Origin of the sequence: Nocardia fusca NBRC 14340, assembly GCF_001618425.1 — a bacterium.
Lineage (GTDB): Bacteria > Actinomycetota > Actinomycetes > Mycobacteriales > Mycobacteriaceae > Nocardia > Nocardia fusca.
Window position 1 is genome coordinate 46,066 of sequence record NZ_BDCU01000060.1, and the last position, 23,289, is coordinate 69,354.

Genomic DNA, 23,289 nt, shown 5'->3' on the forward strand with positions numbered 1-23,289 from the left:
CCGGCCCGCGAACCGGTTCGTCACGACCGCGCGTGATACGCGTTACGGAAGGTGAATTTCCATGGCACTGCAACCGAGCACTCTGACCGACCTGACCACTCAGGCGAACGAGGGCCATCTGCAGTTCTCGCCGAAGGACGCGATCACCGCGGCGCGGGCGGCCGCCGATCTGGTCGACGATATGCGCGGTATGGCGCAGTCCATCGTGGACCTGAAGATCGACATGCTGGATCCGGCGATCTTCGGTGCACTCGGCTCCAGTAATCAGCTGGCGGGTGTCTATTCGGGGAAGGGCAGCCGGCTCTACGAGATCCTGAACGACCACGCCAAGATCCTGGAGGGTTTCAAGGAGCTCTTCGTGGCGGCCGGTAAGGCCTACACCGATGTCGACCAGTCGTCGGCGGATACGCTGGGCAATATCAAGATCCCCGAAGGTGCGGCGGTATACAAGCCGAGTACTTCCGGCGGGGAGATCCCGACCGATTCGCTGCCCCCGATCCCCACCGGGATGAAGTACTACTCGGGCAACAAGGATCCCGGCGATATCGTCAAGATCGAGAACAAGGATTCCGTCGGCTGGCGGGAGATGTACGATCACGGCCAGTCCATCAACCCGCAGGCCGTGATGGACACCTCGGCGACCTGGGGATCGTATGCCGGCGATCTGAACGCCAAGCTGAATTCGCTGGTGGACAAGATCATGCCACTGAGCAGTTCGTGGAAAGGTGCGGGCTCCGCGGCCGCTCTGGATGCTATTCGCACCTATCGCAAAGATATTCAGCCGCTCGTCGGCGCACTCGAGCAGGTACGCGACAGTCTCGCCTATACGGCGACGTGGCTGAGCTTCACCAAGGCGTTCATGCCCAATGATCCCAACCCGCCCAGCGGGTGCTGCGCCGGCAAGATCACCGGGTGGTTCCGGGACTTCCTCCAGAAGTACTACCTGGATCCGCTGAAGGAAACGGTATCGGTCATGCCGGTCCTGGACGGGCCCATTGCCGCGCCGCCCGGTCAAGGTTCGGGTAGCGGTTCCGGTTCGGGTAGCGGTTCGGGTTCGGGTAGTGGCTCCGGTTCGGGTTCCGGAAGTGGTTCAGGGTCCGGTTCGGGCAGTGGTTCCGGCTCCGGCTCCGGTTCGGGATCCGGCTCCGGCTCCGGTTCGGGCTCCGGAAGTGGTTCCGGATCCGGTTCCGGCAGCGGCACCTATCAGGAGGGATACGAGGACGGCTACCAGCAGGGCTTCGCCGACGGGCAGGGCAGCGGCGGCGCCGGCGGCTCCGGCTCCGGCTCCGGTGGGGACTACGGCGGTGGCTACGGTGGCGGTCCGGGAGGTTTCGGCGCCGGCTCCGGTTCCGGCTCGGGTGCCGGTGGCAGGAGCGGCGGCGCGGACTTCGGTGGAACCGCCGGTTCCGGTGGTGGGCCCGGTTCTTCCGGTGGTGGGCCCGGCTCGAGCCAGGGCAGCGGTTCCGGTTCGGCCGGCGGCCCGGGCAGCGGCGAGGGTCAGCAGCAGTACGAGCAGGGTTACCAGACCGGTTACGAAGAGGGCCTCACCGCAGGCAAGGAACAGCTCGAGAACGTGGCGGGCAATATGCCCGGAGGCCCCGGTTCCGGTTCCGGCTCCGGCGGTAGCGAGGGCGGCTCCGGCGGCGGGATCCCCGGCGGCCAGAGTGGCGGTACGGGTGGTAGCCAGAGTGGCGGCAGGGGCGGTGGCCAGAGCGGTGGTAAGGGTGGAGGCAAGGGCGGCAGCCAATCCTCGCCCGGCGGTACCCCCCAGACGCCCGATATCCCGTCGCTGGAGGATCTGCTCACCGGCAACGACCCCGGCTCCGCCCTGGAGGATCTCCTGGGCGGCGGTGCCGACGGTTCCGGGTCGGGACTCGAATCGTTGCTGAACGGCCTGTTCGGAGGCAAGATGCCCACGGTCGGCGAACTGCTGGAGAACATTCCCGGCGTGGACGCCTCCAAGGTCGCGGATTCGTTCAAGAACCTGCCTCTGTCCGACCTTCTCACCGATATGTTGGGCGGCGAGGGCGAATCGTCGCAGACCGGCGGCAACGATCCGAATGTTCCACGGGCCGGTGACCCGAACAATCCGGGCAGCACCACCGGCGGCACCGGCGGATCGTCGTCCCCGCTGCAGGGCATCCTCGACAAGCTGGTGGGTTCCCTCACCCAGGGCTTACAGGCCTTCACCCAGCTCGGCGGTATGTTCCCGGGTCTCGAGGAACTCCAGCGCCTCACCGATCCGGCCCAGCTGGAACAGGGTTTGCGCCGACTGCTCGAACCGGCCATCGGCGGCGGCGCGGGTGGCGGGGCCGGCGGCGGGATGGGCGGTGGCGGCGGCGCTCCCGAGGTGCCCGCCACCCAGCCCGTCGAGACCCGTTCCTCTCAGCTGTTCCCGCGCGCCGCGCTGCCCGCGGCGGAATCCCAGCAGTTCCAGGCACTGGGCCAGCAGCAGGGGTCTTCGGGTTACGGCAGCCCGGGCGGTGCCCCGATGATGGGCGGCGGCGCTCCGGGCTCGGCCGCCCAGGGTGGGCAGAACAACGAGTACAAACCCTCGAAGTTCTTGACCTCACGGGCGAATCTGGACGAAGTGTTCGATGACGGGCCCGACAAGGTGAAGCCGGTGATCGAGCCGTGAGCGAGCGATGGGAACTGACCGATCTGGAGTTCAAGGTCCTCTGCGACGAGTACCGGCAGGGCGAAATGCCCGACCCGTTCACCTTCACCAGCCGCACCCGGCTGGCCGATGACTACGCCTACGAGGTGTCGCAGACGCGCCGGGCACTGCGTGACCGCTTCGGTGGTGAACTGAGCGGGTTCGGTGGTGCGCTGGCGAAACCGGATATCGTCGTCACTCTTCAGGCCTGGGACGATCAGGATTTCGACAATCCGAAGGCGCGCACTCGCGCCTACGCCCTCCGGCAGCGGGCGCGCGGCTTCGTGATCACCCAGCGTCCGGGCGAAACCATGGACCACAGTGGTGGTTTCGATATCGTCGGCTGCGATCCGCGGGCGCTCGCCGATACCGTGCTCGGCCTGGTGCCCTTCGCCCGGGCCGGGCGCCTGCCCGATATGCCGATACCGGACCCGGCGGCGGCCGACCGTGACCGCGGGCCTCTCCTGTCGTTCATCTCCGACAACGACGACGATGACGACGGGTCCGCCTACACCGCGGCCTTCCTGAACACCCCGGCCACCGGCACCGGTTATGTCCAGGTGAGCCAGGGCCGGTCCAAGTTCGGACCGCGCGGCATCGTGGAAATGGGTTTGCTGTGGCGGGATCTGCCCGACGACGGGCGGTATGTGATCCCACTCGGGCAGCCGGAACCGTCGGCGACGGCGATGGGTACCAAACGGATGATCGAATGGGTCGACGAGCAGGTCGCCGTGGTGGTGGCCCGGCTGGATCGCAATATGGAGACCGAGGAATGACCGCCGGTGACCGAATGGGAACCGGGAGTCGGCGGGAGCTGACCGATCTGGAGTTCGTGCTGCTGTGCGCGGACCACCGGATCGGCGGCTTGCCCGCCCCGTTCGTCTTCACCAGCCGCACTCGTTACGCCGACGACTACGAGGTGGAGAAGGCCGCGGTGCGCGCCGGTCTCGCCCGGGTGGCCGGTTCGGAACTCGACGCGTTCACCGCCACTCTGTCGCGCCCCGATCTCATGGTCGTCGCGCACGCCTGGGACACCCGGGCGCCGGCCGACCCCGGCCGGCGTACCCGCGTCCACGCCGTGCGGCGCGGTGCGCGCGGCTATGTGATCACCCAGCGGCCGGGGGAGACCCTGGCCCATGCGGGCGGTTTCGATATCGCCGACTGCCCGCCGGCCGAACTCGGACGGACCGTGATCGGCCTGCTGCCCGAGGCGGTCGCGGGACGCGACGCCGCGGCGGTGCGCGAGGAACTGGCGGACGCCGGGAACGAGCCCTACGCAGGTGATGACGTCGCGCCGGCCGTGGCGCCCGCCGCCGCGCTCACCGATTGCGGTTTCGTGAAAGTGATCCAGGGCCATCTCGGGTTCCGCGCGCGCGGCCTCGTCGAGGTGGGGCTGGCCTGGCGGGATGTTCCGGGCGACGGCCGGTACGCGATCACCGTGGGTGAACCGGTCGACACCGCGACCGGGATGGACAGCGCCGCCCAGGCCGACTGGGTGGATGCGCAGATGGCGCACATCATGACCAGGTTGTCCGCCTAGAGGGCGCTGCCGGGCCTGGCCCGTCCGCAGTCCGCGCATGGCCGGAGCGAAGGCGGAGGTACGTCTAGTCCGCCGAGTGGGCGCAACCGGGCAAAACCACCTGGCCGCCGGTGGCGACCCGCGCGGTATCGTCACCGATATTCATAACCGTTTCGACCAGAGGATGTGCTGTGACCGACTTCGAGACGATTCTGCTGGAGCGCAAGGACAAGGTCGGCCTCATCACGCTGAACCGGCCCAAGGCGCTGAACGCGCTCAACGCGCAGGTCCTCGATGATGTGATCGCCGCTCTCGACGAGCTCGAACGCGACGACGAGATCGGTGCGGTCGTGATCACCGGTTCGGAGCGGGCCTTCGCCGCCGGCGCGGATATCAAGGAGATGCAGCCGAAGTCCTACATGGACATGTTCATGGACGACTATTTCGCCCGCTGGGAGCGGCTCGCCCAGTTCCGTAAGCCGACCATCGCGGCCGTCGCCGGTTACGCGCTGGGCGGCGGCTGTGAGCTCGCCATGATCTGCGACATCCTGATCGCCGCGGATACCGCCAAGTTCGGCCAGCCCGAGATCAAGCTCGGTGTCATCCCCGGTATCGGCGGTTCGCAGCGGCTGACCCGTGCGGTCGGTAAGGCCAAGGCCATGGATCTGGTGCTCACCGGCCGCAATATGGATGCCGAGGAGGCCGAGCGCGCCGGTCTGGTGGCCCGGATCGTGCCCGCCGCCGAACTGCTGGACACCGCGCTGGAGGTCGGTGCCACCATCGCGTCGATGTCGCTGCCGGTGGCCATGATCGCCAAGGAGGCGGTGAACCGGTCCTTCGAGACCACGCTGGGCGAGGGCCTGCGGTTCGAGCGGCGCGTGTTCCATTCGCTGTTCGCGACCGCGGACCAGTCCGAGGGTATGGCGGCGTTCGTGGACAAGCGGCCCGCGAAGTTCATCAACCGCTGATCTTGGCGGTGCGCGGCCCGCGCCCGGTTCAGGGCGCGGGTGGCGCGTCCAGGATGTCGGTGGGGACGTAGTTGTTCCGGGTGGGTTGCGCGGCCCCGTTCTGTGCCGTGAGCAGTCCGGCCACGGTCGCGCCCAGCCCGATCGTCACCGCCGCGGCCGCGTAGACCTTGCGCCGCCCGACGGTGGGCGGGGCCAGCGGCACCACCTGCCCGCCCGCCCGGATATGCGCCGTGCGGATCCCGGCGGCGGGCCGTTCGGCCGCGAACAGCAGCGCGCCGCGCGCCGAGACGTACTCCGGTTCGGAATCGCATACCACCGGCAGGTCCAGCAGTTCGCTCAGGCGGGTGCGCAGAGTGGGGTTGCGGGCGCACCCGCCGAGCAGGGCCACCGCATCCGGCGCCGCCTCTGTCTGCTCGGCCACCCGGTGCACCAGTGTGGCGGCCGACTGCACCGCGTCCGCGCAGAGTTCGGCGAGGTCACTTCGGGTGATCACCGCGCGTTCGGCGGTATCGGGGTCGGCGGCGGTCACCACGCGGGCGCTGCTCAGCGCTTCCCGGTACCGCCGGGCCGCCGTCTCGTCGGTGTACACACCGGCGGAGTCCAGCCATTCGCACAGCAGTTCGTTGTAGCCGTCGCCGCCCAGACCCGGGCAGTGGGCCCCGGCCAGCACGGTATCGGTGCGGCAGTCGATCTGGGTGAGGGTCAGACCGGAGGAGCCCAGGTCGAACAGGGAGACCACCCCGGTCGTCGGCAGTTTCTCGGTGAACCTGAGGTAGCGCAGCTGTGCCAGCGGCTCGTCCACCAGGGTGACGCGGCCGGTGCCGAGGGCGTCACCCACCACTTCGGCCTGCTCCCGGTTATGGCAGGTCACCGCGGTTCCGGTGATGTACTCGTCGCGCCGGTCGGCGGCGCCGTACATGCGGCGGATCGCGATGAGAGCCGGTTCGGCCACCGAGGCGCGGGCCGGGCGCGGGATATGGCATCGATCGATCGGCGGCAGGTGCGGTTGATCCGAATGGGTGAGCACCGCACGCGCACCTGAGGCGCCTACAGATACCCCGAGAACCAGCACCATAAACATATGGTGCGCCGCGGGTCGGTCGTTGCCAAGCCGAACCCCCGAGAAATTTGCTGAACGGGTGCCCGGCTGTCATGTGTTCGCCGCCGTGCCGGTCCGGCAAACATCCGATACGCCCTGTTCCGGGCCGGGTTTGCCGCTCCCCGCACCGGGCGGCCGGTATGCGGTCAGGGTTCGGCCCAGCGGGCCGGTTCCTCGCCGGTATCGAAGTCTCCCGCGGTGTGGCGGAACTCGGCGAGCAACTGCAGCAGCGTCCGCAACCGGTCGGGCGGCAGTTCCGGTCGCGCGAACACGCGCTCGTTCAGATAGCCGGTGGCCTCGGCGACGAGAGCCCTTCCGGCATCGGTGATCTCGATCAGGGTGGCCCGGCGGTCGTTGGGATGCGGTACCCGGTTCACCAGCCCCGCCGCCTCCAGCCGGTCGACCGAATTGGTGACACTGGTCGGGTGCACCTGCAGCCGGGCGCTGGCCACCGCCATCGGCAGCGCGCCGGTGGCACTGAAGTTCAGCAGTTGCAGCAGTTCGTAGCGGGAGAAGGTCAGGCCGGTCGGGCGCAGGGCTTCGTCGACGCGCGCCATGACGATCTGCTGGGCGCGGACCAGTGAGGTCACCGCGGCCATCCCGTCGGCGACCGCACCCCATCCGTGGCCGACCCATTGACGGTGGGCCTCCTGGATCGGGTCGAGGGGTAGCGGGCGGGGGCGAGACATGTGTTCGATCATTGCACGGCACCGCGCCGGTGAGCCGCGTCGTGGGCGCTCCCCGGTGGCGGGTGTCACCCGCGAGGCCGGGCCGCGCCGCCACCGGTCCGGGCGCTGTCACCGGTTGCGATCCGGCTGAGCGCAACTGTGTGCCGCGCGGCGGTGGCACGCCATGATCATCGAGTCACGCGGGCGTGGCTGAGTGGTTCAGGCAACGGTCTGCAAAGCCGTTTACGCGGGTTCGATTCCCGCCGCTCGCTCGGTATGCCGGCCCGGGCCGGAATCGTCGGCGATTCCGGCCCGGGCCGCGCGCGGATCGGTTCGTCAGCCGAGGCCCGAGAAATCCCGCAGCACAGCGTGATTGCGATCGGCGAAGGTACCGAGGGTGTACTCGGGGAGCAGGCCGAAGTATTCGGCGCGGGTCAGTGTGCTCCAGCGTCGCGACTCCGGGGTGCGGGTCTTGTAGAAGTTCACCGTGTAACCACCCTCGTAGATCCGCAGCAGGCTGTACCCGCCGGGATACTCCTTGATCGCGCCGACCTCCAGGAATTCCACCGCGCACGCGGTATCCGGCCGGGTGCGGCGGGTGCGGTGGGTATGGCCGCTGTGCTGCAGGAAGACCCCCGGCGCGTCCTCGTACAACCGCTGCAGCCGCAGCGCGGTCGCGCGGTCGAGCACGAAACCGGGACCGGCCGTATTGGTGAGCCCGGCCTCCACGGTGATCGGATGATGACCGAAAACCACAGTGGGGCGGTCGGGTTCGGCGCGCAGCAGTTCGGCGACCCGGTCGAACTGCGCGGTGTCGAGAACCCCGCCCGCGCCGTCCAGTGCGCTGGTGTCCAGGCCGAGGATGCGCAGACCGCCGAGTTCGTGTTCGACCACCTGTTGCCGGGTCCCGAAAACCTCGCTCCAGCAATCACGGTGGTCCGTGGCACCGGGAACCGCCGGGCAGTCCGCGTATTCCGCGCCCGTGTGCGGGCGGTCGTGGTTCCCGCGGACGGCGAGGTAATCCTGACCGTCGATGCCCCAGCCGTCGAGCCGGGCACGCACCGCGCGCACCTGCGCGGGTGTGGCCTCGGCGGTCAGGTCACCGGCCAGCAGCAGTAGTTCCGCGCCGCGATCGGGGCGGCGCAGATCGCCGAGAACGGCGTCGAACATGACCTCCGGATAGGGCGGCAGACCCGGTTCCTGGCGTATCCCGGGCGGCAGCCCGCCCGCCACCAGACCGCTCACGGTCTCCCCGTAGTGGGCGTCGTTGGCGAGTGCCAGGGTGCGCAACAGCCTTCCCGGCGGCGGCACCAGGGTGGTGAACGTCGCGGTGGTCTCCGGGGTGCCGGGCGCGCCGGTCGCGACCGAGAGCGCGGGCGTCGCCCGTATTCCGGCCGATCGCGCCTCGAACCGGTAGGCGCGGCCCGGCTCCAGACCGTCGATCTGCGCGTAGTGGAACGGGGTGGGGCTCTCGGAAGCCCAGACCGGCCGGAGCGGGCGGGCACTGTCCGCCGGGCCGAGCAGTAGCTCGCCGTCGGTGGGCACCGGGAGCGCGCTGCCGGGGTCACGGCTGGTCCAGGTGAGCACGGCGGCGGTATCGGTGACCGTGACGACTTCCAGCTCGGTCGCCCGCGCCGGGCCGGGCGCCGCCGTCGCCCGGCCCGTACCGGAGAATCCGGCGGCGGGCAGCAGCGCCGCGAGGCCGAGTGCGCCCAGCACGGTGCGGCGCGAGGGTCCGCAGCAGCTCATCGGCACCCGCCGTCGATCATTTCGGGTCGCTGTCGGAGGAGGAGCAGACCCGCCATTCGCCGTCCTCTTTCACGAGGTTCTCTTCGGAGCTGTCGTCCATCTCCTCGTCCTCGCCCCCGCCCGGCGCCGACAGGCTGAACTTGCCCTTGATCTCGGCTTTCGCCCGGTCTCCGGTCACGACGATATTGTCGACGGAGTCGATGGCGACGGTGAATCCGAGCTTCTCGGCCTCGGATTTCTCCGCGTCCGACATGGCATCGAATTCGTCCCGGTCGGCCTTGCAGGCCAGCCGGGTGGCGGCTGCGAAACCGTCGTCGCTGAGCGTGCCGTAGAACTCGCGCAGCGAGGCCTCGATCTGCTGGTCGTCGGAGGACAGCGGGGTGCGTCCCTGCATGGTCAGCACCACCACGGCGGCGATGGCGGCGACGACCACGACCACGGCCGCCACCGCGCCCACGATGAGGCCGGTGCGCCGCTTCCGTGGGGGCCGGTTGCCGTCGGGCGGCTGCGGTCCGGTCGGGGGTGGGCCTGCCGGTGGTTGAGTCAAATCATTCTCCGTTCCCGGGGGATTTTTCCGAACATTACGACACCTCCCGCGTCGAAGTCCGGTTCGGCGGGTCGCCCGGGCCGAGTGTTCCGCGCGCGCAACCGCGCCGGCGCTCCTACACTCCTTTCGGCGGTAACCGACAAATGTGTGGAGGTATGTTCTATGTCCGGTCGTGGTGTCCATCTGTGCGGCAGTGTGCCGCTCTCCGACGCCGCGGCGGTCTTCGCGCAGGTGGCCACCCGGCTGGGTGGGCATATCGCCCGAGTCCCCGACGGTGAGACCGGAGAGCGCGACAACTTCGTGGTGTGGCAGCTGCCCAGACTGCAGGCGCACCCCAATCTTGTCACCGTGCCGCCGCCGAGCCCGGAATACGGACCGAGCGAGCGGGTGCAGCCGGCGCCCGGAATCGATGCGTCGGCAATCGATTTCGGCACGCTCGGGTATGCACAGGCCGCCCGGGCGTCATGGCGGGTGTTCGAACAGCTCCGCGCGCAGGGTGTGCTCCGGCCCGGCATCCGGTTCCAGGTGAGCCTGCCGACCCCGATCTCGGTGATCGGCGCGTTCGTCGCGGGCCCCCAGGCGGAACTGGAGATCCGTTACGAGGCAGCGATCCTGGCCGAATTGGATCAGATCACCTCGGCGATTCCCCATGAGGATCTGGCGATCCAGTGGGACGCGCCCGTCGAATTCGCGCTGTTCGAAGGCGTCTTCCCGTGTTGGTTCGGCGACGACTATCCCGCCCGGCTGGGCGGCGTGATCGAGCGGCTCACCCGTCTCGGCGATGCGGTCCCCGGCGGGGTCGAGCTGGGCTATCACCTCTGTTACGGCGATTTCGGTCATCGGCATTTCGTCGAACCCGCCGATACCTCGAAACTGGTCGATGTGGCCTCCGGTGTGGCCACCGCGCTGAAGCGTCCGCTGAACTGGATCCACCTGCCCGTCCCGAAGGAGCGCTCGGACGCTGCGTATTTCTCCCCGCTCGCGGGCCTGGCGACAGAACCGGAGACCACCGTCTTCCTGGGTCTGGTGCATGCCTCCGACGGTTTCGACGGTGCTCGCCGCCGCATCAAGGCCGCGGCCGAGTTCCTGCCCGAGTTCGGGATCGCCACCGAATGCGGGATGGGACGCCGCCCGGCCGGCCAGATCCCGGAACTGCTCGATCTGCACGCCCGCCTCGCGAACGCGTTGGACTGATCCGCCCCGCTCGGGCCGCTCGATCTTCCCGGGGTCGGTATCGAGGTGCCGCAGCTCCGATGCCGCCGACGCTCGGTAGCGCCTTCGTCAACCTTAGGTTGACGGCGTGGAGTTCGTCAACTATTAGTTGACGGCATGGGCGCAGCAGCGAATTCCGAGGAGCGGTAATGGTCGATGTCGAGAACGCCGTGCGGCACCCCGGCGGATGCGGGGCGAGACGGGTGGTGATCGTGGGCGCCGGTATCGCCGGGCTGGCGGCGGCCCTGCGGATGCACCGGGAGGGCTGGGACGTCGTCGTGCTCGAACGCGCCCCGGCACGGCGGAGCAGCGGCTACTTGCTGAACCTGCACGGGCCCGGATACGACGCCGCCGAGCGGCTCGGTCTCGTGCCCGCGCTCGCTCCGCGCGATATCGGGTTCTTCACCTCGGTGCTCGTCCACGCCGACGGGCGGGAGAAGTTCACCGTTCCCCCCGCCGTCGCGCAGGCCGCGGTGGGAGACCGGGCGCTGAGTCTCTTCCGTGGCGACCTGGAATCGGCGCTGTACGAAGCGGTGGCCGAACACATCGATATCCGATTCGGCACCACCGTGCGGGCGGTGACCCAGGAACCCGGTGCCGTCGAGGCCATCCTGAGCGACGGCACCCATCTGCGGGCCGACCTGCTCATCGGCGCCGACGGTGTGCACTCCCGGATCCGGGAACTCGTCTTCGGCCCCGAATCCGACTATCTGGTCGAGCTGAACCACATGGTGGGGGCCTTTCCGCTCGACACCGTGCCCGAGCATGTTGCCGAAGGTGTCGGCACGACCTTCCTCGGGCCCCGGCGTACCGCCGCGGTGATGAACCTGGGCCCGGACCGGTCCTCGGCGTTCTTCACCTACCGCAGCGCCGACCCGGCGGCCGAGCTCGCCCGCGGCGCCGCACCGGCGCTCACCGCGGCGTTCGGTGATCTGGGTCGCGGGGTGGCCGAAGCGCTCGAGCAGCTCGCCGCGGACCCGGCCGACGCCTACTTCGACTCGGTCGGCCAGATCGTCATCGACCGGTGGAGTAGCGGCCGGGTCGTACTCCTGGGCGATGCCGCCTGGTGCGTCACGGTCTTCGCCGGCTACGGCGCGGCCCTGGCCCTCGACGGCGCCGACCGGCTCGGTACCGCCCTCGCGGCCCACGGCGACGACCTCACCACCGCACTCGAGGCCTGGGAGCAATCGTTGCGCCCGGAGGTCCGCAAGCGACAAGCCCTCGCTCGTAAGGGGATCAGCCGATTCGCCCCACCCACTCGTGCGCATGTCTGGGCGGGGGATCTCATGCTGCGCGCCATCCAACTCCCCGGTATCCGGGGACTCGTCCAGCGCTCGATCCAGCGCGCGAACAACTAGCCGCCGCCCGATGGGCCCCGCGCCGGCGCCGGGCCGGGCTCGGGCGGATAGGTCGGCGGTGCGTGCCGGGTCGGTACCGCCAGGCGAGGCACAGACCATCGGTAGGCCATTTCGAAAGTGGATGGAAGTCGCCGCCGTTTGCTTGTTTCCGGCCGCGGGGATGCGGTAAGCGGCGAATGAGTCGGGGGCCAGTAGAAAATCGCCGTGAAGGAGATGGGAACGATGGGTTCGTTCGAACCTTATCTGGGCGCCGCCATGGAAATGGTTCAAAGGATGTTCGGGATGATGTTGGGAATGATGCCCGGCATCGGCCCCGGCCTGTGACGGAGGAGCGGACAGCGGGCCGCCCGCCGGCGATCTCGCCGGTGGGCGGCCCGCACCGTATCCCGCCACACAGCGGTGTGGCAGGAGTAGATCGGCGCCACCGCCCGGGTCCGCACGCGTAGGTGGAACGGTGCGCCGAGAGGCAGCGAAGACTTCGGGCGAAGCCGTGCCGACGCGTGACATTCGGGCGTTCGTGGCCGAGAACGAGAAAGGCCCCCGACCAGAACCCAGCTGGTCGGGGGCCTTCCTCGTGCGTGCCCTCGGCAGGAATCGAACCTGCGGCCTTCTGCTCCGGAGGCAGACGCTCTATCCCCTGAGCTACGAGGGCGGGGATCCACCCGGTGCGACCGGGAGCCGGTCGATCGGGCGGACCACAGCGTATCGCATCATCGCCGATGCGGCCAAAACGCGAGGTGGCGGTTCAGTTCAGGGGCAGTGGCCGGCTGCCGCGAGCGGCGAGCATATCGGTGATGAGCTGGGCCTCACCCTGCTGCGCGGCGAGCATCTGCCCGGCCAGGATGCCGATTTCGCCGGTTGCGGCGTGTTCGGCACCGTACTCGAGCATCGGAACCCCGCCCTGGTGGTGGCGCAGCATGAGTTGCAGGAACAGCACATCCAGATCGGTGCCGCGCGCGTCGCGCAGCCGCTGGATGTCCCCGGTGCTCGCCATACCCGGCATCGCGGCCAGGGCCCCGGAGCCGTGGTCGTGACCGCCGCTGTGCTGGTCGTCACCGTGGCCGGTGTCGTGCATCCAGCCCATGTAGCCGTCCGTGCCGCGCGCGGGGGCGCCCCACATCTGCAACCAGCCCTGCATCCGTCCGATCTGGCTCTGCTGGGTGGTCAGGATGTCGTAGGCGAGGCGCTGCACCGCCGGATCGGCCGAGCCCAGCAGCGCGATCCCCGACATCTCCACCGCCTGGGTGTGGTGGGCCGACATATCCTGCGCGAATCCGATATCGACCGGACCCGGCTCGGGCCCGCCGGACCGGTCCGGCGCGAACAGCACACCCGCGCCGAACCCGATCACGAGCAGCGCGATCGCGGCGATGATCAGCAGCGGGATGCGCTGGCCGCGTAGCTGCGCGCGCAACCCGGACTCGGGCCGGTGCCCGGTATCGGGAGTTCCCGTTTCCGGCATTACTGTCCGGCCCCGGGCGCCTGCTGTCCGGGCACAGCGCCGGGCGCCTGCTGGTCCGGCAGGGTGCCGGGCATCCCCGGGATCGCGGGGATGCCGCCGGGCAGCCCGCCCGGCAGACCTCCGCCGGGTACTCCCATACCGCCGAGTTCGCTCTGGTCGGGCTGCAGGCCGGCGCCGTCCATCGGCACGGCGTCGGGGCCCGGTTCGCTCGGGTCGTAGGGCGGCGGGTTCTGGGTGTCGAAGGCGACCGTCGCACAGTCCGCGCCGACCTCGGGGTAGGCGAAGTTGTTCAGCCGCAGCGCGGTGATGAACTGCCCGATCCGCTCGTCGTCGGCGCTGTTCACGGTGAGCTGATGTCCCCAGGACTGCAGCGAGACGGGCGCTTCCTGGCCGGGGTGCGGCGACATGAGCATGTACTGCTCACCCTCGACCTTCTTCTTCAGCGTGTCGATCCCGGCCTGGTCGACCTTGTCCGGGTTGTAGGTGATCCACACCGCGCCGTGCTCGAGCGAATGCACCGCGTTCTCGTCGCGCAGCGCCTTGTCGTAGACGGTGCCCATGCAGTTGGCCCAGGAGGAGTCGTGCGGGCCGCCGAACGGCGGGGTCTGGTCGTAGGCCACCCGCTGGGTCGCGTCGACGTGCAGACCGGCCGGGTACTCCTTCTTCACCACGCCCTCGATCTGGTCGGAGGGATCCTTTTGCTGCTCGGAGGGGGTGAACTTCTCCAGGGCGGCCTTCTCCTGGTACTTGGGCACCAGGTTCACCGCCAGCGCCGCGACCAGTCCCGCGAGCACCACGACCGCGCCGATGGTGAGCCAGGGGATTCGCTGCGTGATCGGCGGTTTGCCCTTGTTCTTGCTGTTGCTCGCGCGCGCACCCGCGACTTTGCCCGCCGCCTTCACGGCCTTCGCCGATTTGGCGCTCGTCCTGTTCGGCATACCGGTCCCAGTTCTTTCCACGTCGATGAACAGTGCCGAGCTGCGGTGCCCACTCGCGGCGCGCACCCACTCGGACCATAGGATAGAGACTCGTGACTCCAGCCGACCTTGCAGATCTCCTTCACGCCACCGCGGCGAAGGTCCTCGCCGAACGTGGACTGGATGCCGCGGTGCTGCCCGACACGGTCGATGTGGAGCGTCCCCGGAATCCGGAGCACGGTGACTACAGCACCAATGTAGCGATGAAGGTCGCGAAGAAGGCCGGGACCAACCCGCGGGATCTGGCCGGCTGGCTCGCCGAGGCGCTGAGCGATACCGAGGCCGTCGCCGCCGCGGAGGTCGCCGGGCCCGGCTTCCTCAACATCCGGGTCGCCGCGTCCGCGCAGGGTGCGGTGCTCGAGCAGGTGCATGCGGCCGGGGCCGCCTACGGCACCGCCGATACGCTCGCCGGTACCAGGATCAATCTGGAATTCGTCTCCGCCAACCCGACCGGCCCGGTGCACCTGGGCGGGACCCGCTGGGCGGCGGTGGGCGACGCGCTGGGCCGGATCCTGGCCGCGCAGGGTGCCGAGGTCACCCGCGAGTACTACTTCAACGATCACGGCGCCCAGATCACCCGGTTCGCCGAATCGCTGGTCGCCGCCGCCACCGGCGCGCCGACCCCGGAGAACGGGTACGCGGGCGCCTATATCGGCGAGATCTCCGACCGGATCGTCACCGCTCATCCCGGCGCGGCCGGACTCGAACCGGAAAAGCGGCTGGAGTTGTTCCGCGCCGAGGGCGTGGAACTGATGTTCGCGCACATCAAGAAAACGCTGCACGAATTCGGCACGGATTTCGATGTGTATTTCAACGAGAGTTCGCTGTTCGCCTCGGGCGCGGTCGAACGTGCGGTGGACGCGCTGAAGAATTCCGGTGACCTGTATTCGAAGGACGGCGCCTGGTGGATCGCCAGCTCCGAATACGGTGACGATCAGGACCGGGTGGTCATCAAGAGCGACGGGAACGCCGCCTATATCGCCGGCGATATCGCCTATCTGCAGGACAAGCGGTCGCGCGGTTTCGACCTGTGCATCTATATGCTCGGCGCGGACCATCACGGCTATATCGGCCGGTTGAAGGCCGCGGCCGCCGCGTTCGGTGACGACCCCGACAGCGTCGAGGTGCTCATCGGCCAGATGGTGAACCTGCTGCGCGACGGTGTGGCGGTGCGGATGAGTAAACGCGCGGGCACCGTGGTCACGCTCGATGATCTGGTGGAGGCCATCGGCGTCGACGCCGCCCGCTACTCGCTGGTGCGCAGCTCGGTGAACTCGAGCATCGATATCGACCTGGACCTGTGGGCCAAACAGGACAGTGTGAACCCGGTGTACTACGTGCAGTACGCGCACGCCCGTGCCGCGTCCATCGCGCGCAATGCCGCCGAATTCGAATATGACACGGTGACACCGGATTTCGCCCTGCTGGATTCGGAGTTCGAGGGCGCGCTCATCCGCACCATCGGTGAATTCCCCCGGGTGGTGGCGAGCGCGGCGACCCTGCGGGAACCGCACCGCATCGCGCGGTACCTGGAGGAACTGGCCGGCGCCTACCACCCGTTCCAGACCAACAAGGCCCTGCGGGTACTGCCGCTGGGCGACGAACCCGTATCGCCGGTCAACGCCGCCCGCCTGGTGCTGGTGAACGCCACCCGCCAGGTGCTGGCCAACGGCCTGGCCCTGCTCGGCGTCACCGCCCCGGAGCGGATGTGACCGCGCTCCGCAAACGCATCGACCGACTGTTCCGGCAGTGGACGAGGAAGGAAGACCGATGAGTGTCCATCCCGCCGGGCCCCGGCACGCCGAGATACCGCACGCCCCGAGCCTGCCGGAACGCCCGGCCGATCCGCGGCAGCTGATCGACCTGCCCGCGCAGGTGTGGCCGCGCAACGCCACCCGCGGCGCCGACGATGTGGTCCGGCTGGCGGGGGTGCCGGTCACCGAACTCGCCGCGAAGTTCGGGACACCGCTGTTCGTGGTGGACGAGGACGATTTCCGGTCCCGCTGCCGCGATATGGTGCGCGCGTTCGGGTCCGATTCGCGAGTCCACTACGCGTCCAAGGCTTTTCTGTGTGGCGAGATCGCCCGCTGGATCCGCGACGAAGGGCTTTCGCTGGATGTGTGCTCCGGAGGTGAGCTCGCCGTCGCGCTGCACGCGGGCTTTCCGGCCGAGCGGATCGCCCTGCACGGCAACAACAAATCGGTGGCCGAACTGGAGGCCGCGGTGGCGGCCGGAGTCGGCCACGTGGTGGTCGACTCGCTGATCGAGATCGAGCGGCTGGAAGCCGTCGCCGGTGCCGCCGGGGTCGTCCAGGACGTCCTGGTCCGGGTCACCGTCGGCGTCGAGGCGCACACCCACGAATACATCTCCACCGCGCACGAGGACCAGAAATTCGGTTTCTCCATTTCCGGCGGCGACGCCATGGAAGCGCTGGCCCGGGTATTCGAGGCCGATAATCTGCGGCTGGTCGGGCTGCACAGCCATATCGGATCGCAGATCTTCGAAATCGACGGTTTCGAAATCGCCGCGCATCGGATGCTGGGCCTGCTGCGCGAAGCGGTCGACAAATTCGGTGTCGAGCGCACCGCGCAGATCTCGCTGCTCGATCTGGGCGGCGGTCTGGGTATTTCCTATCTGCCCTCCGACGATCCGCCGCCGCTGGACCCGTTCGCCGAGAAACTCCGCGCACTGGTCGCCCAGGAGGCCGAACGCGCCGGGCTGCCCGTTCCGCGTATCGCGGTGGAACCGGGCCGCGCCATCGCCGGCCCCGGCACCGTGACCGTGTACGAAGTGGGCACCGTCAAGGACGTCTCGCTCGACGGTGGCCTGCGCCGCCGCTACGTGAGCGTGGACGGCGGGATGAGCGACAATATCCGGCCCGCGCTCTACCAGGCCGACTACCACTGCCAGCTGGTGTCCCGCGGTTCCGAGGCGCCGCCGGTGGTCGCCCGCGTTGTCGGAAAACACTGCGAGAGCGGCGATATCATCATCCGTGACACCTGGATGCCGGCCGATGCGGGTCCGGGGGACCTCATCGCGGTCGCCGGCACCGGTGCCTACTGCTATTCCATGTCGAGCCGGTACAACATGCTGACCCGTCCCGCAGTCGTCGCCGTGAGCGACGGCGCGGCCCGGCTGATCCTGCGCCGGGAAACGGTCGAGGACCTGCTCGGCCTGGAGGTCTGAATGGACGCGACGAAAGGGGCGAGCATGCCAGAGGGGGCCGAGGTGGTACCTGGTCGATGGGGGCCGGACCGCCCGATCGGCATCGCGGTACTGGGGATGGGCAATGTGGGCCGCGAGGTCGTGCGGATCCTGCGGGATCACGCCGACGATCTGCAGTCGCGGGTCGGCGCGCCGCTGACCCTGCGCGGAGTCGCGGTGCGCAGCCTCGACCGCGACCGCGGACTACCCGCCGAACTGCTGACCACGGATGCCGAGGCCCTGGTGGCCCGGCCCGATGTGGATCTGGTCGTCGAGGTCATCGGCGGTATCGATCCGGCCCGTAAACTCATCCTGGCCGCGCTCAACGCCGGGAAGTCCGTGGTCACCGCCAACAAGGCGCTGCTGGCCGATTACACCGGTGAACTGGCCGCCGCCGCGGAACGCAGCCGCGCCGACCTGTACTTCGAGGCCGCGGTGGCCGGTGCCATCCCGGTGGTGCGGCCGCTCATCCAGTCGCTGTCGGGCGACCGGGTGAACCGGGTGGTCGGCATCGTCAACGGCACCACCAACTTCATCCTCTCGGCCATGGACGAGACGGGTGCCGACTATGGCGACACCCTCGCCGAAGCGACCCGTCTCGGTTACGCCGAAGCCGATCCGACCGCCGACGTCGAGGGCTACGACGCCGCCGCGAAGGCCGCGATCCTGGCCTCGCTGGCCTTCCACACCCGCGTGACGGCCGCCGACGTCTACCGCCAGGGCATAGCCGCGATCACCGCCGAGGACCTGGAGACCGCGTCCGCCCTGGACTGCACCGTCAAACTGCTGGCGATCTGCGAGCGGGTACCGGCGGGCGCGGGCGAACCCACCCCGGCCGAAGGCGGCAAGGACCGGGTGTCGGTGCGCGTCTATCCGGCGCTTATCCCGCGCAAACATCCGCTGGCCGCGGTGACCGGAGCGTTCAACGCGGTGGTCGTGGAGGCCGAGAACGCCGGTCGGCTCATGTTCTACGGGCAGGGCGCCGGCGGGGCGCCGACCGCCTCGGCCGTACTGGGCGACCTGGTCATGGCCGCCCGGAATAAATTCTTCGGTGGCCGGGCGCCGGGCGAATCGGTCTATGCTGAGCTTCCGATCGCGCCGATCGGCGACACCCCGACGCGCTATCACGTGAATCTGAAGGTCGAAGACCGTCCCGGCGTACTGGCGAGGGTGGCGGGCGAATTCTCCCACCACGGAGTGAGCATCTCGACCGTCCGGCAGGAGGGTCACGACGACAAGGCGCGCCTGGTGGTCGTGACCCATCTCGCGACCGAGGCGGCGCTCTCGGAGACCGTCGCCGCGCTGTCGGGTATGGAATCCGTCACATCTGTCACCAGCGTTCTGAGATTGGAAGGCACCGAGGAATGACAACAGCATCGCGCAGCGATTCGGTGCGGGGCGCCGCGACGGGTGGGCCGGCCGCCGGAGTCGCCCCGCAGGCCGGAGTGCACTCCCGCTGGCCCGGGCTCATCGCTGCCTACCGCGACCGGCTCGCGGGCGCGGCCGACTGGGAACCGGTCACACTTTTCGAGGGCGGGACCCCGCTGGTGCCCGCGCCGCATCTGTCGCAGCTCACCGGCTGCGAGGTGTACCTGAAGGTCGAGGGTGCCAACCCGACGGGTTCGTTCAAGGACCGCGGTATGACCATGGCCATGACCGATGCCAAGTACCGCGGTCAGCAGGCGGTCTTATGTGCCTCCACCGGTAACACCTCCGCCTCGGCCGCCGCCTACGCCACCCGCGCGGGGATGACCTGCGCGGTGCTCATCCCGCAGGGCAAGATCGCCATGGGCAAACTGGCCCAGGCCGTGATGCTCGGCGCGAAGGTCATCCAGGTCGAGGGCAATTTCGACGACTGCCTGGAACTGGCCCGTAAGGTCACCTCGGACTTTCCGTCCATCGGCCTGGTGAACTCGGTGAACCCGGCCCGGATCGAGGGGCAGAAGACCGCCTCCTTCGAGATCTGCGATGTGCTCGGCCGGGCCCCCGATGTGCATGCGCTGCCGGTGGGCAACGCCGGAAACATCACCGCCTACTGGCGGGGCTACCGCGAATACCGGGCCGACGGCGTGACCGAAACGCTCCCCCGCATGCTGGGCGTCCAGGCCGCCGGGGCGGCCCCGCTGGTCAACGGCGCCCCGGTCAGCCACCCGGAAACCATCGCCACTGCTATCCGGATCGGCGCCCCCGCCTCCTGGAACGGCGCCGTGGCGGCGAAGGAGGAATCCGGCGGCGCGTTCCGCGCGGCCACCGACGAGGAGATCCTGCACGCGTACCGCCTGGTCGCGGCCGAAGAGGGCGTTTTCGTGGAGCCCGCGTCGGCGGCGAGTGTCGCCGGTGTGCTGGCCGCCCATGCCGAGGGCTGGCTGGAGCCCGGACAGACAGTGGTCTGCACGGTCACCGGAAACGGTCTCAAGGACCCCGATACCGCCCTGCTCGGCATGCCCGAGGTGCAGGCCATCCAGGTCGATCCGGTCGCCGTGGCCGCACGACTCGAACTGGCCTGAGGGTGGATACGCGCGAAAGCCGGCTCGTGGCGCCGACCCTGCCGGCCGGTATCACCGTCTCGGTCCGGGTGCCGGCCTCCACCGCGAATCTGGGGCCCGGTTTCGATTCGCTGGGTATGGCCCTGGGGATCTACGACGAGATCGAGGTGCGCAGCACCGATTCCGGCCTGAACATCCGGATGGAGGGCGAAGGCGCCGACGAGGTGGCCTGGGGGCCACAGCATCTGGTGGTGCGAGCGATCGAACGCGGGCTGGAATCGGCCGGTATCTGGGCCGACGGCCTGGACGTGCTGTGCCGGAACGCGATTCCGCATTCCCGCGGACTGGGTTCATCCGCCTCGGCCGTGGTCGGCGGGTTGGCCGCCGGGCGCGCGCTGGCCGCGCAATTCGATCCGTCCCTGGCGGTGGACACCGATCAATTGGTGCAGCTCGCCTCGGAATTCGAAGGCCACCCCGATAACGCCGCCGCCAGTGTGCTCGGTGGAATCGTCGTGTCCTGGACCGAGACCGGCCCCGGCCCGGATACCGATATCGGCGCCCCGCAACGCCTCTACCGGGCGGTTCGCCTCGATGCGCATCCCACGGTGCATCCGGTCGTCCTGGTGCCCGACGAGCGGTCCTCCACCGCGCAGACCCGCGGGCTGCTGCCCGAACTGGTACCGCACCGGGACGCGGCGTTCAACGCGAGCCGGGCCGCGCTGGCGGTCGTCGCGCTGACCCAGCGTCCGGACCTGCTGCTCCCGGCCACCGCGGACCGGTTGCACCAGACTCAGCGCGCCCCCGCGCTGCCGCTGACCACCGCGTGGATCCAGCGGCTGCGTGATGCCGGCATCGCGGCCACGGTCTCCGGTGCGGGTCCCACCGTGCTCGCCCTCATGACCAGCGCGTTTCCCGAAGAATTACGGTTGCCGGCCGCTGCGGACGGGCTCCGGATCTTCGAGCCGGGCATCGCGGAAGGCGTGCAGATCGGCTGACGGGCGCGTCCGCCTTGCCGACCTTCGTACTTGCCCGCTATCCTGGGCAGGTCCGTACATCGCGCGCATCAGACGCCGGTGCTTCATCAGGGCAATCGCTCCAGCAGGCTCCAGGCTCGAGCCCTCATGCCATGGGGGTGCCGCGCAGCCGCTCAACTGGAATGATCTCTTCCACCTTTTCCAGCGGTGGTGAAGCACCCGGTCCCGGAGGGGCAGGCGATACGGCTACAAATCCGAGTCCGGCAGCGAGATCGGGCTACGGAACGAACCCTCGACACAGCACACGGCCATCGAGGGAAGGAAAGGATCTCCGTGACAGATACGGACCTGCTCGCGACACCCGGGGTGGAATCCGACTCCGAACCCTCGGGCAACCGCGAAAGTGACTCCGGACAGATTTCTTCGAAGATGAGCGAGAACACCGACATCGGATCGGGGCTGACTGGAATGTTGTTGCCGCAGTTGCGCGCACTGGCAGGGGAACTCGGAATTCGAGGCACCTCCGGTATGCGCAAGGGTGATCTCATCGCCGCCATCAAGGAAAACCAGGCCGGCAGACCCGCCGCCGCGGAGCGCAGCACCCGCGCGAAGGCTGCCAAAGAACGTAAAACCGCAGACCAGCCTGCCGAGGCCGGGACCGCGGCGCCTGCCGTCGAGGCCGCGCCCGCCGCCGCGTCGGCTCCCGCGGTCGAAGCGCCCGCCGCCGATACCGCGGCGAACACGGACTCCGCGGACAAGGGCAAGCCCGGCCAGGCCGCCACCAACGGCTCGGCGACCGCCAACGGCACCGCAGGCACTGCCGCGGACACCCAAGCCGGCGGCAAGACCGACGGCAGAGCCGACAACAAGCCGGCCGAGGGTGCCGAGGATTCGGGCCGCGATTCCGGCCAGCGCGGCCGCGGCCGCCAACGTCGTGGTCGCGACCAGCAGCCCAAGAACGGTGAGCCCGCCGGCGAGGACGCCAAGCAGCAGGACGGCGCGAAGAACGACGGCGCCAAGCAGGACAGCAAGGACGGCGAGCAGGGCGAACGCCGTCGCGACCGCAACCAGGGCCAGCAGGGCCAGGGCGGCGATCAGCGTGGCTCCGGTAACCGGGGCGGCGGCGATCGCGGTGGCGACGACGAGGAAGGCGGCCGTGGCCGCCGTGGCCGCCGGTTCCGCGAGCGTCGCCGGGGCCGCGACCGCGAAGGGGGCGGCGCTGAATCGCGCGAGCCCGAGATCCGCGAAGACGATGTGCTCCAGCCGGTCGCGGGCATCCTCGACGTGCTGGACAACTACGCGTTCGTGCGCACGTCGGGCTACCTGGCCGGGCCGAACGACGTCTACGTCTCGATGAATCTGGTCCGTAAGAACGGCCTGCGTCGCGGTGACGCGATCACCGGTGCGGTCCGCGCGCCGCGCGACGGCGAACAGAGCAACCAGCGGCAGAAGTTCGATCCGCTGGTGCGGCTGGACACCGTCAACGGCGCCGAAATCGATTCGGCCAAGCGCCGGCCCGATTTCAACAAGCTGACCCCGCTGTACCCGAACCAGCGGCTGCGCCTGGAAACCCAGCAGAACAAGCTGACCACCCGGGTGATCGACCTGATCATGCCGATCGGTAAGGGCCAGCGTGCGCTGATCGTGTCCCCGCCGAAGGCCGGCAAGACCACGATCATGCAGGACATCGCCAACGCGATCGCGATCAACAACCCCGAGTGCTACCTCATGGTGGTGCTGGTCGACGAACGTCCCGAAGAAGTCACCGATATGCAGCGTTCGGTGAAGGGTGAGGTCATCGCCTCCACCTTCGACCGGCCGCCGTCCGACCACACCTCGGTCGCCGAACTGGCCATCGAGCGGGCCAAGCGCCTGGTCGAGATGGGCAAGGATGTCGTGGTGCTGCTCGACTCGATCACCCGTCTGGGCCGCGCGTACAACAACTCCTCGCCGGCCTCTGGACGCATCCTGTCCGGTGGTGTCGACTCCACCGCGCTGTACCCGCCCAAGCGGTTCCTCGGCGCGGCGCGCAATATCGAGAACGGCGGGTCGCTCACCATCATCGCCACCGCCATGGTGGAAACCGGTTCGACCGGTGACACGGTGATCTTCGAGGAGTTCAAGGGCACCGGTAACGCCGAGCTCAAACTCGACCGCAAGATCGCCGAACGGCGCGTGTTCCCCGCGGTGGACGTCAACCCGTCCGGCACCCGAAAGGACGAGCTGCTGCTCAACCCGGACGAGGCCGCGGTCCTGCACAAGCTGCGTCGCGTCCTGTCCGGTCTGGACTCCCACCAGGCGATCGACCTGCTGATCGACCGCCTGCGCAAGAGCAAGAACAACCTCGAGTTCCTGATGCAGGTCTCCAAGACCGCACCGGGTGCGCTCGACGAGTAGCTGTGTTTATTTG

The 23,289-nt window shown here is 69.1% G+C and carries 18 protein-coding genes and 2 tRNA genes; 13 read left to right on the forward strand and 7 right to left on the reverse strand.

From position 1 onward, the window contains the following. Positions 1-61: 61 nt before the first annotated feature. The 4 genes from NF4_RS33340 (at position 62) to NF4_RS33355 (ending at position 5,143) form a co-directional block, all read left to right on the forward strand. On the forward strand, positions 62-2,638 hold the full coding sequence (locus NF4_RS33340; protein ID WP_063131387.1) for a WXG100 family type VII secretion target: 2,577 nt from the start codon (positions 62-64) through the stop codon (positions 2,636-2,638). After that, a complete protein-coding gene (locus NF4_RS33345) occupies positions 2,635-3,432 on the forward strand; it encodes an ESX secretion-associated protein EspG (protein ID WP_063131388.1) in 798 nt (265 codons plus the stop codon). The genes NF4_RS33340 and NF4_RS33345 overlap by 4 nt, the downstream gene beginning before the upstream one ends. A gap of 14 nt (positions 3,433-3,446) precedes the next feature. Continuing rightward, positions 3,447-4,196, forward strand: coding sequence for an ESX secretion-associated protein EspG (locus NF4_RS33350; protein WP_157120736.1), 750 nt, complete (start codon positions 3,447-3,449; stop codon positions 4,194-4,196). A gap of 170 nt (positions 4,197-4,366) precedes the next feature. Further along, a complete protein-coding gene (locus NF4_RS33355) occupies positions 4,367-5,143 on the forward strand; it encodes an enoyl-CoA hydratase (protein WP_063131390.1) in 777 nt (258 codons plus the stop codon). Positions 5,144-5,171: 28 nt separating this feature from the next. Here the strand turns inward: NF4_RS33355 and NF4_RS33360 are convergent, their stop codons facing one another. After that, a complete protein-coding gene (locus tag NF4_RS33360) occupies positions 5,172-6,170 on the reverse strand; it encodes a DUF7159 family protein (RefSeq protein WP_198165568.1) in 999 nt (332 codons plus the stop codon). Between the two features lie 218 nt (positions 6,171-6,388). Then, on the reverse strand, positions 6,389-6,931 hold the full coding sequence (locus tag NF4_RS33365; RefSeq protein WP_063060382.1) for a MarR family winged helix-turn-helix transcriptional regulator: 543 nt from the start codon (positions 6,929-6,931) through the stop codon (positions 6,389-6,391). A gap of 179 nt (positions 6,932-7,110) precedes the next feature. Between NF4_RS33365 and NF4_RS33370 the strand changes: the two genes are divergently transcribed. After that, positions 7,111-7,182, forward strand: a tRNA-Cys gene (locus NF4_RS33370). Between the two features lie 64 nt (positions 7,183-7,246). On the opposite strand, the gene NF4_RS33375 is transcribed toward NF4_RS33370, so the two are convergent. Both NF4_RS33375 and NF4_RS33380 read right to left on the reverse strand, forming a co-directional pair. After that, positions 7,247-8,659 (reverse strand): metallophosphoesterase, encoded by a 1,413-nt coding sequence (locus NF4_RS33375; RefSeq protein ID WP_063131392.1) that lies wholly within the window; start codon positions 8,657-8,659, stop codon positions 7,247-7,249. A gap of 16 nt (positions 8,660-8,675) precedes the next feature. Continuing rightward, positions 8,676-9,206, reverse strand: coding sequence for an Rv0361 family membrane protein (locus NF4_RS33380; protein ID WP_063814787.1), 531 nt, complete (start codon positions 9,204-9,206; stop codon positions 8,676-8,678). A 162-nt stretch (positions 9,207-9,368) separates the two neighbouring features. Here NF4_RS33380 and NF4_RS33385 point away from each other — a divergent pair, with 162 nt between their 5' ends. Continuing rightward, positions 9,369-10,400 carry a hypothetical protein gene (locus NF4_RS33385; protein ID WP_063131394.1) on the forward strand — a complete coding sequence of 344 codons (1,032 nt, stop codon included), beginning with the start codon at positions 9,369-9,371 and terminating at the stop codon, positions 10,398-10,400. A gap of 167 nt (positions 10,401-10,567) precedes the next feature. Further along, positions 10,568-11,776 carry an FAD-dependent oxidoreductase gene (locus tag NF4_RS33390; RefSeq protein ID WP_063131395.1) on the forward strand — a complete coding sequence of 403 codons (1,209 nt, stop codon included), beginning with the start codon at positions 10,568-10,570 and terminating at the stop codon, positions 11,774-11,776. A 579-nt stretch (positions 11,777-12,355) separates the two neighbouring features. Here the strand turns inward: NF4_RS33390 and NF4_RS33395 are convergent. The 3 genes from NF4_RS33395 to NF4_RS33405 all read right to left on the reverse strand — a co-directional run bounded on the left by NF4_RS33395 (position 12,356) and on the right by NF4_RS33405 (position 14,176). Beyond that, positions 12,356-12,428 (reverse strand) — tRNA-Arg (locus NF4_RS33395). Positions 12,429-12,521: 93 nt separating this feature from the next. Beyond that, positions 12,522-13,238: a DUF305 domain-containing protein gene (locus NF4_RS33400; protein WP_084533773.1), complete on the reverse strand. Its 717-nt coding sequence runs from the start codon at positions 13,236-13,238 to the stop codon at positions 12,522-12,524. Continuing rightward, a complete protein-coding gene (locus NF4_RS33405; protein ID WP_063131396.1) occupies positions 13,238-14,176 on the reverse strand; it encodes a thioredoxin-like domain-containing protein in 939 nt (312 codons plus the stop codon). Before NF4_RS33405 ends, NF4_RS33400 begins: the two co-directional genes overlap by 1 nt. A 92-nt stretch (positions 14,177-14,268) precedes the next feature. Between NF4_RS33405 and argS the strand changes: the two genes are divergently transcribed. The 6 genes from argS to rho all read left to right on the forward strand — a co-directional run bounded on the left by argS (position 14,269) and on the right by rho (position 23,276). Then, positions 14,269-15,927: an arginine--tRNA ligase gene (gene argS / locus NF4_RS33410; protein WP_063131397.1), complete on the forward strand. Its 1,659-nt coding sequence runs from the start codon at positions 14,269-14,271 to the stop codon at positions 15,925-15,927. Between the two features lie 58 nt (positions 15,928-15,985). Continuing rightward, positions 15,986-17,401 carry a diaminopimelate decarboxylase gene (gene lysA, locus NF4_RS33415; RefSeq protein WP_063131398.1) on the forward strand — a complete coding sequence of 472 codons (1,416 nt, stop codon included), beginning with the start codon at positions 15,986-15,988 and terminating at the stop codon, positions 17,399-17,401. A gap of 24 nt (positions 17,402-17,425) precedes the next feature. Continuing rightward, positions 17,426-18,787 (forward strand): homoserine dehydrogenase, encoded by a 1,362-nt coding sequence (locus NF4_RS33420; RefSeq protein WP_063131405.1) that lies wholly within the window; start codon positions 17,426-17,428, stop codon positions 18,785-18,787. 77 nt (positions 18,788-18,864) lie between these two features. Beyond that, positions 18,865-19,926: a threonine synthase gene (thrC, locus tag NF4_RS33425; protein ID WP_030522408.1), complete on the forward strand. Its 1,062-nt coding sequence runs from the start codon at positions 18,865-18,867 to the stop codon at positions 19,924-19,926. 26 nt (positions 19,927-19,952) lie between these two features. Then, positions 19,953-20,900, forward strand: coding sequence for a homoserine kinase (gene thrB, locus NF4_RS33430; RefSeq protein ID WP_063131406.1), 948 nt, complete (start codon positions 19,953-19,955; stop codon positions 20,898-20,900). Between the two features lie 312 nt (positions 20,901-21,212). Continuing rightward, positions 21,213-23,276: a transcription termination factor Rho gene (rho, locus tag NF4_RS33435; protein WP_063131399.1), complete on the forward strand. Its 2,064-nt coding sequence runs from the start codon at positions 21,213-21,215 to the stop codon at positions 23,274-23,276. Positions 23,277-23,289: the final 13 nt, after the last annotated feature.

Coding starts and splice junctions, on each gene's coding strand:
- NF4_RS33350 (WP_157120736.1), top strand. CDS start 3,447: ATGGGAACCGGGAGTCGGCGGGAGCTGACCGATCTGGAGTTCGTGCTG.
- NF4_RS33420 (WP_063131405.1), top strand. CDS start 17,426: ATGCCAGAGGGGGCCGAGGTGGTACCTGGTCGATGGGGGCCGGACCGC.
- NF4_RS33405 (WP_063131396.1), bottom strand. CDS start 14,176: ATGCCGAACAGGACGAGCGCCAAATCGGCGAAGGCCGTGAAGGCGGCG.
- NF4_RS33375 (WP_063131392.1), bottom strand. CDS start 8,659: ATGAGCTGCTGCGGACCCTCGCGCCGCACCGTGCTGGGCGCACTCGGC.
- NF4_RS33365 (WP_063060382.1), bottom strand. CDS start 6,931: ATGTCTCGCCCCCGCCCGCTACCCCTCGACCCGATCCAGGAGGCCCAC.
- NF4_RS33340 (WP_063131387.1), top strand. CDS start 62: ATGGCACTGCAACCGAGCACTCTGACCGACCTGACCACTCAGGCGAAC.
- lysA (WP_063131398.1), top strand. CDS start 15,986: ATGAGTGTCCATCCCGCCGGGCCCCGGCACGCCGAGATACCGCACGCC.
- NF4_RS33390 (WP_063131395.1), top strand. CDS start 10,568: ATGGTCGATGTCGAGAACGCCGTGCGGCACCCCGGCGGATGCGGGGCG.
- NF4_RS33385 (WP_063131394.1), top strand. CDS start 9,369: ATGTCCGGTCGTGGTGTCCATCTGTGCGGCAGTGTGCCGCTCTCCGAC.
- NF4_RS33400 (WP_084533773.1), bottom strand. CDS start 13,238: ATGCCGGAAACGGGAACTCCCGATACCGGGCACCGGCCCGAGTCCGGG.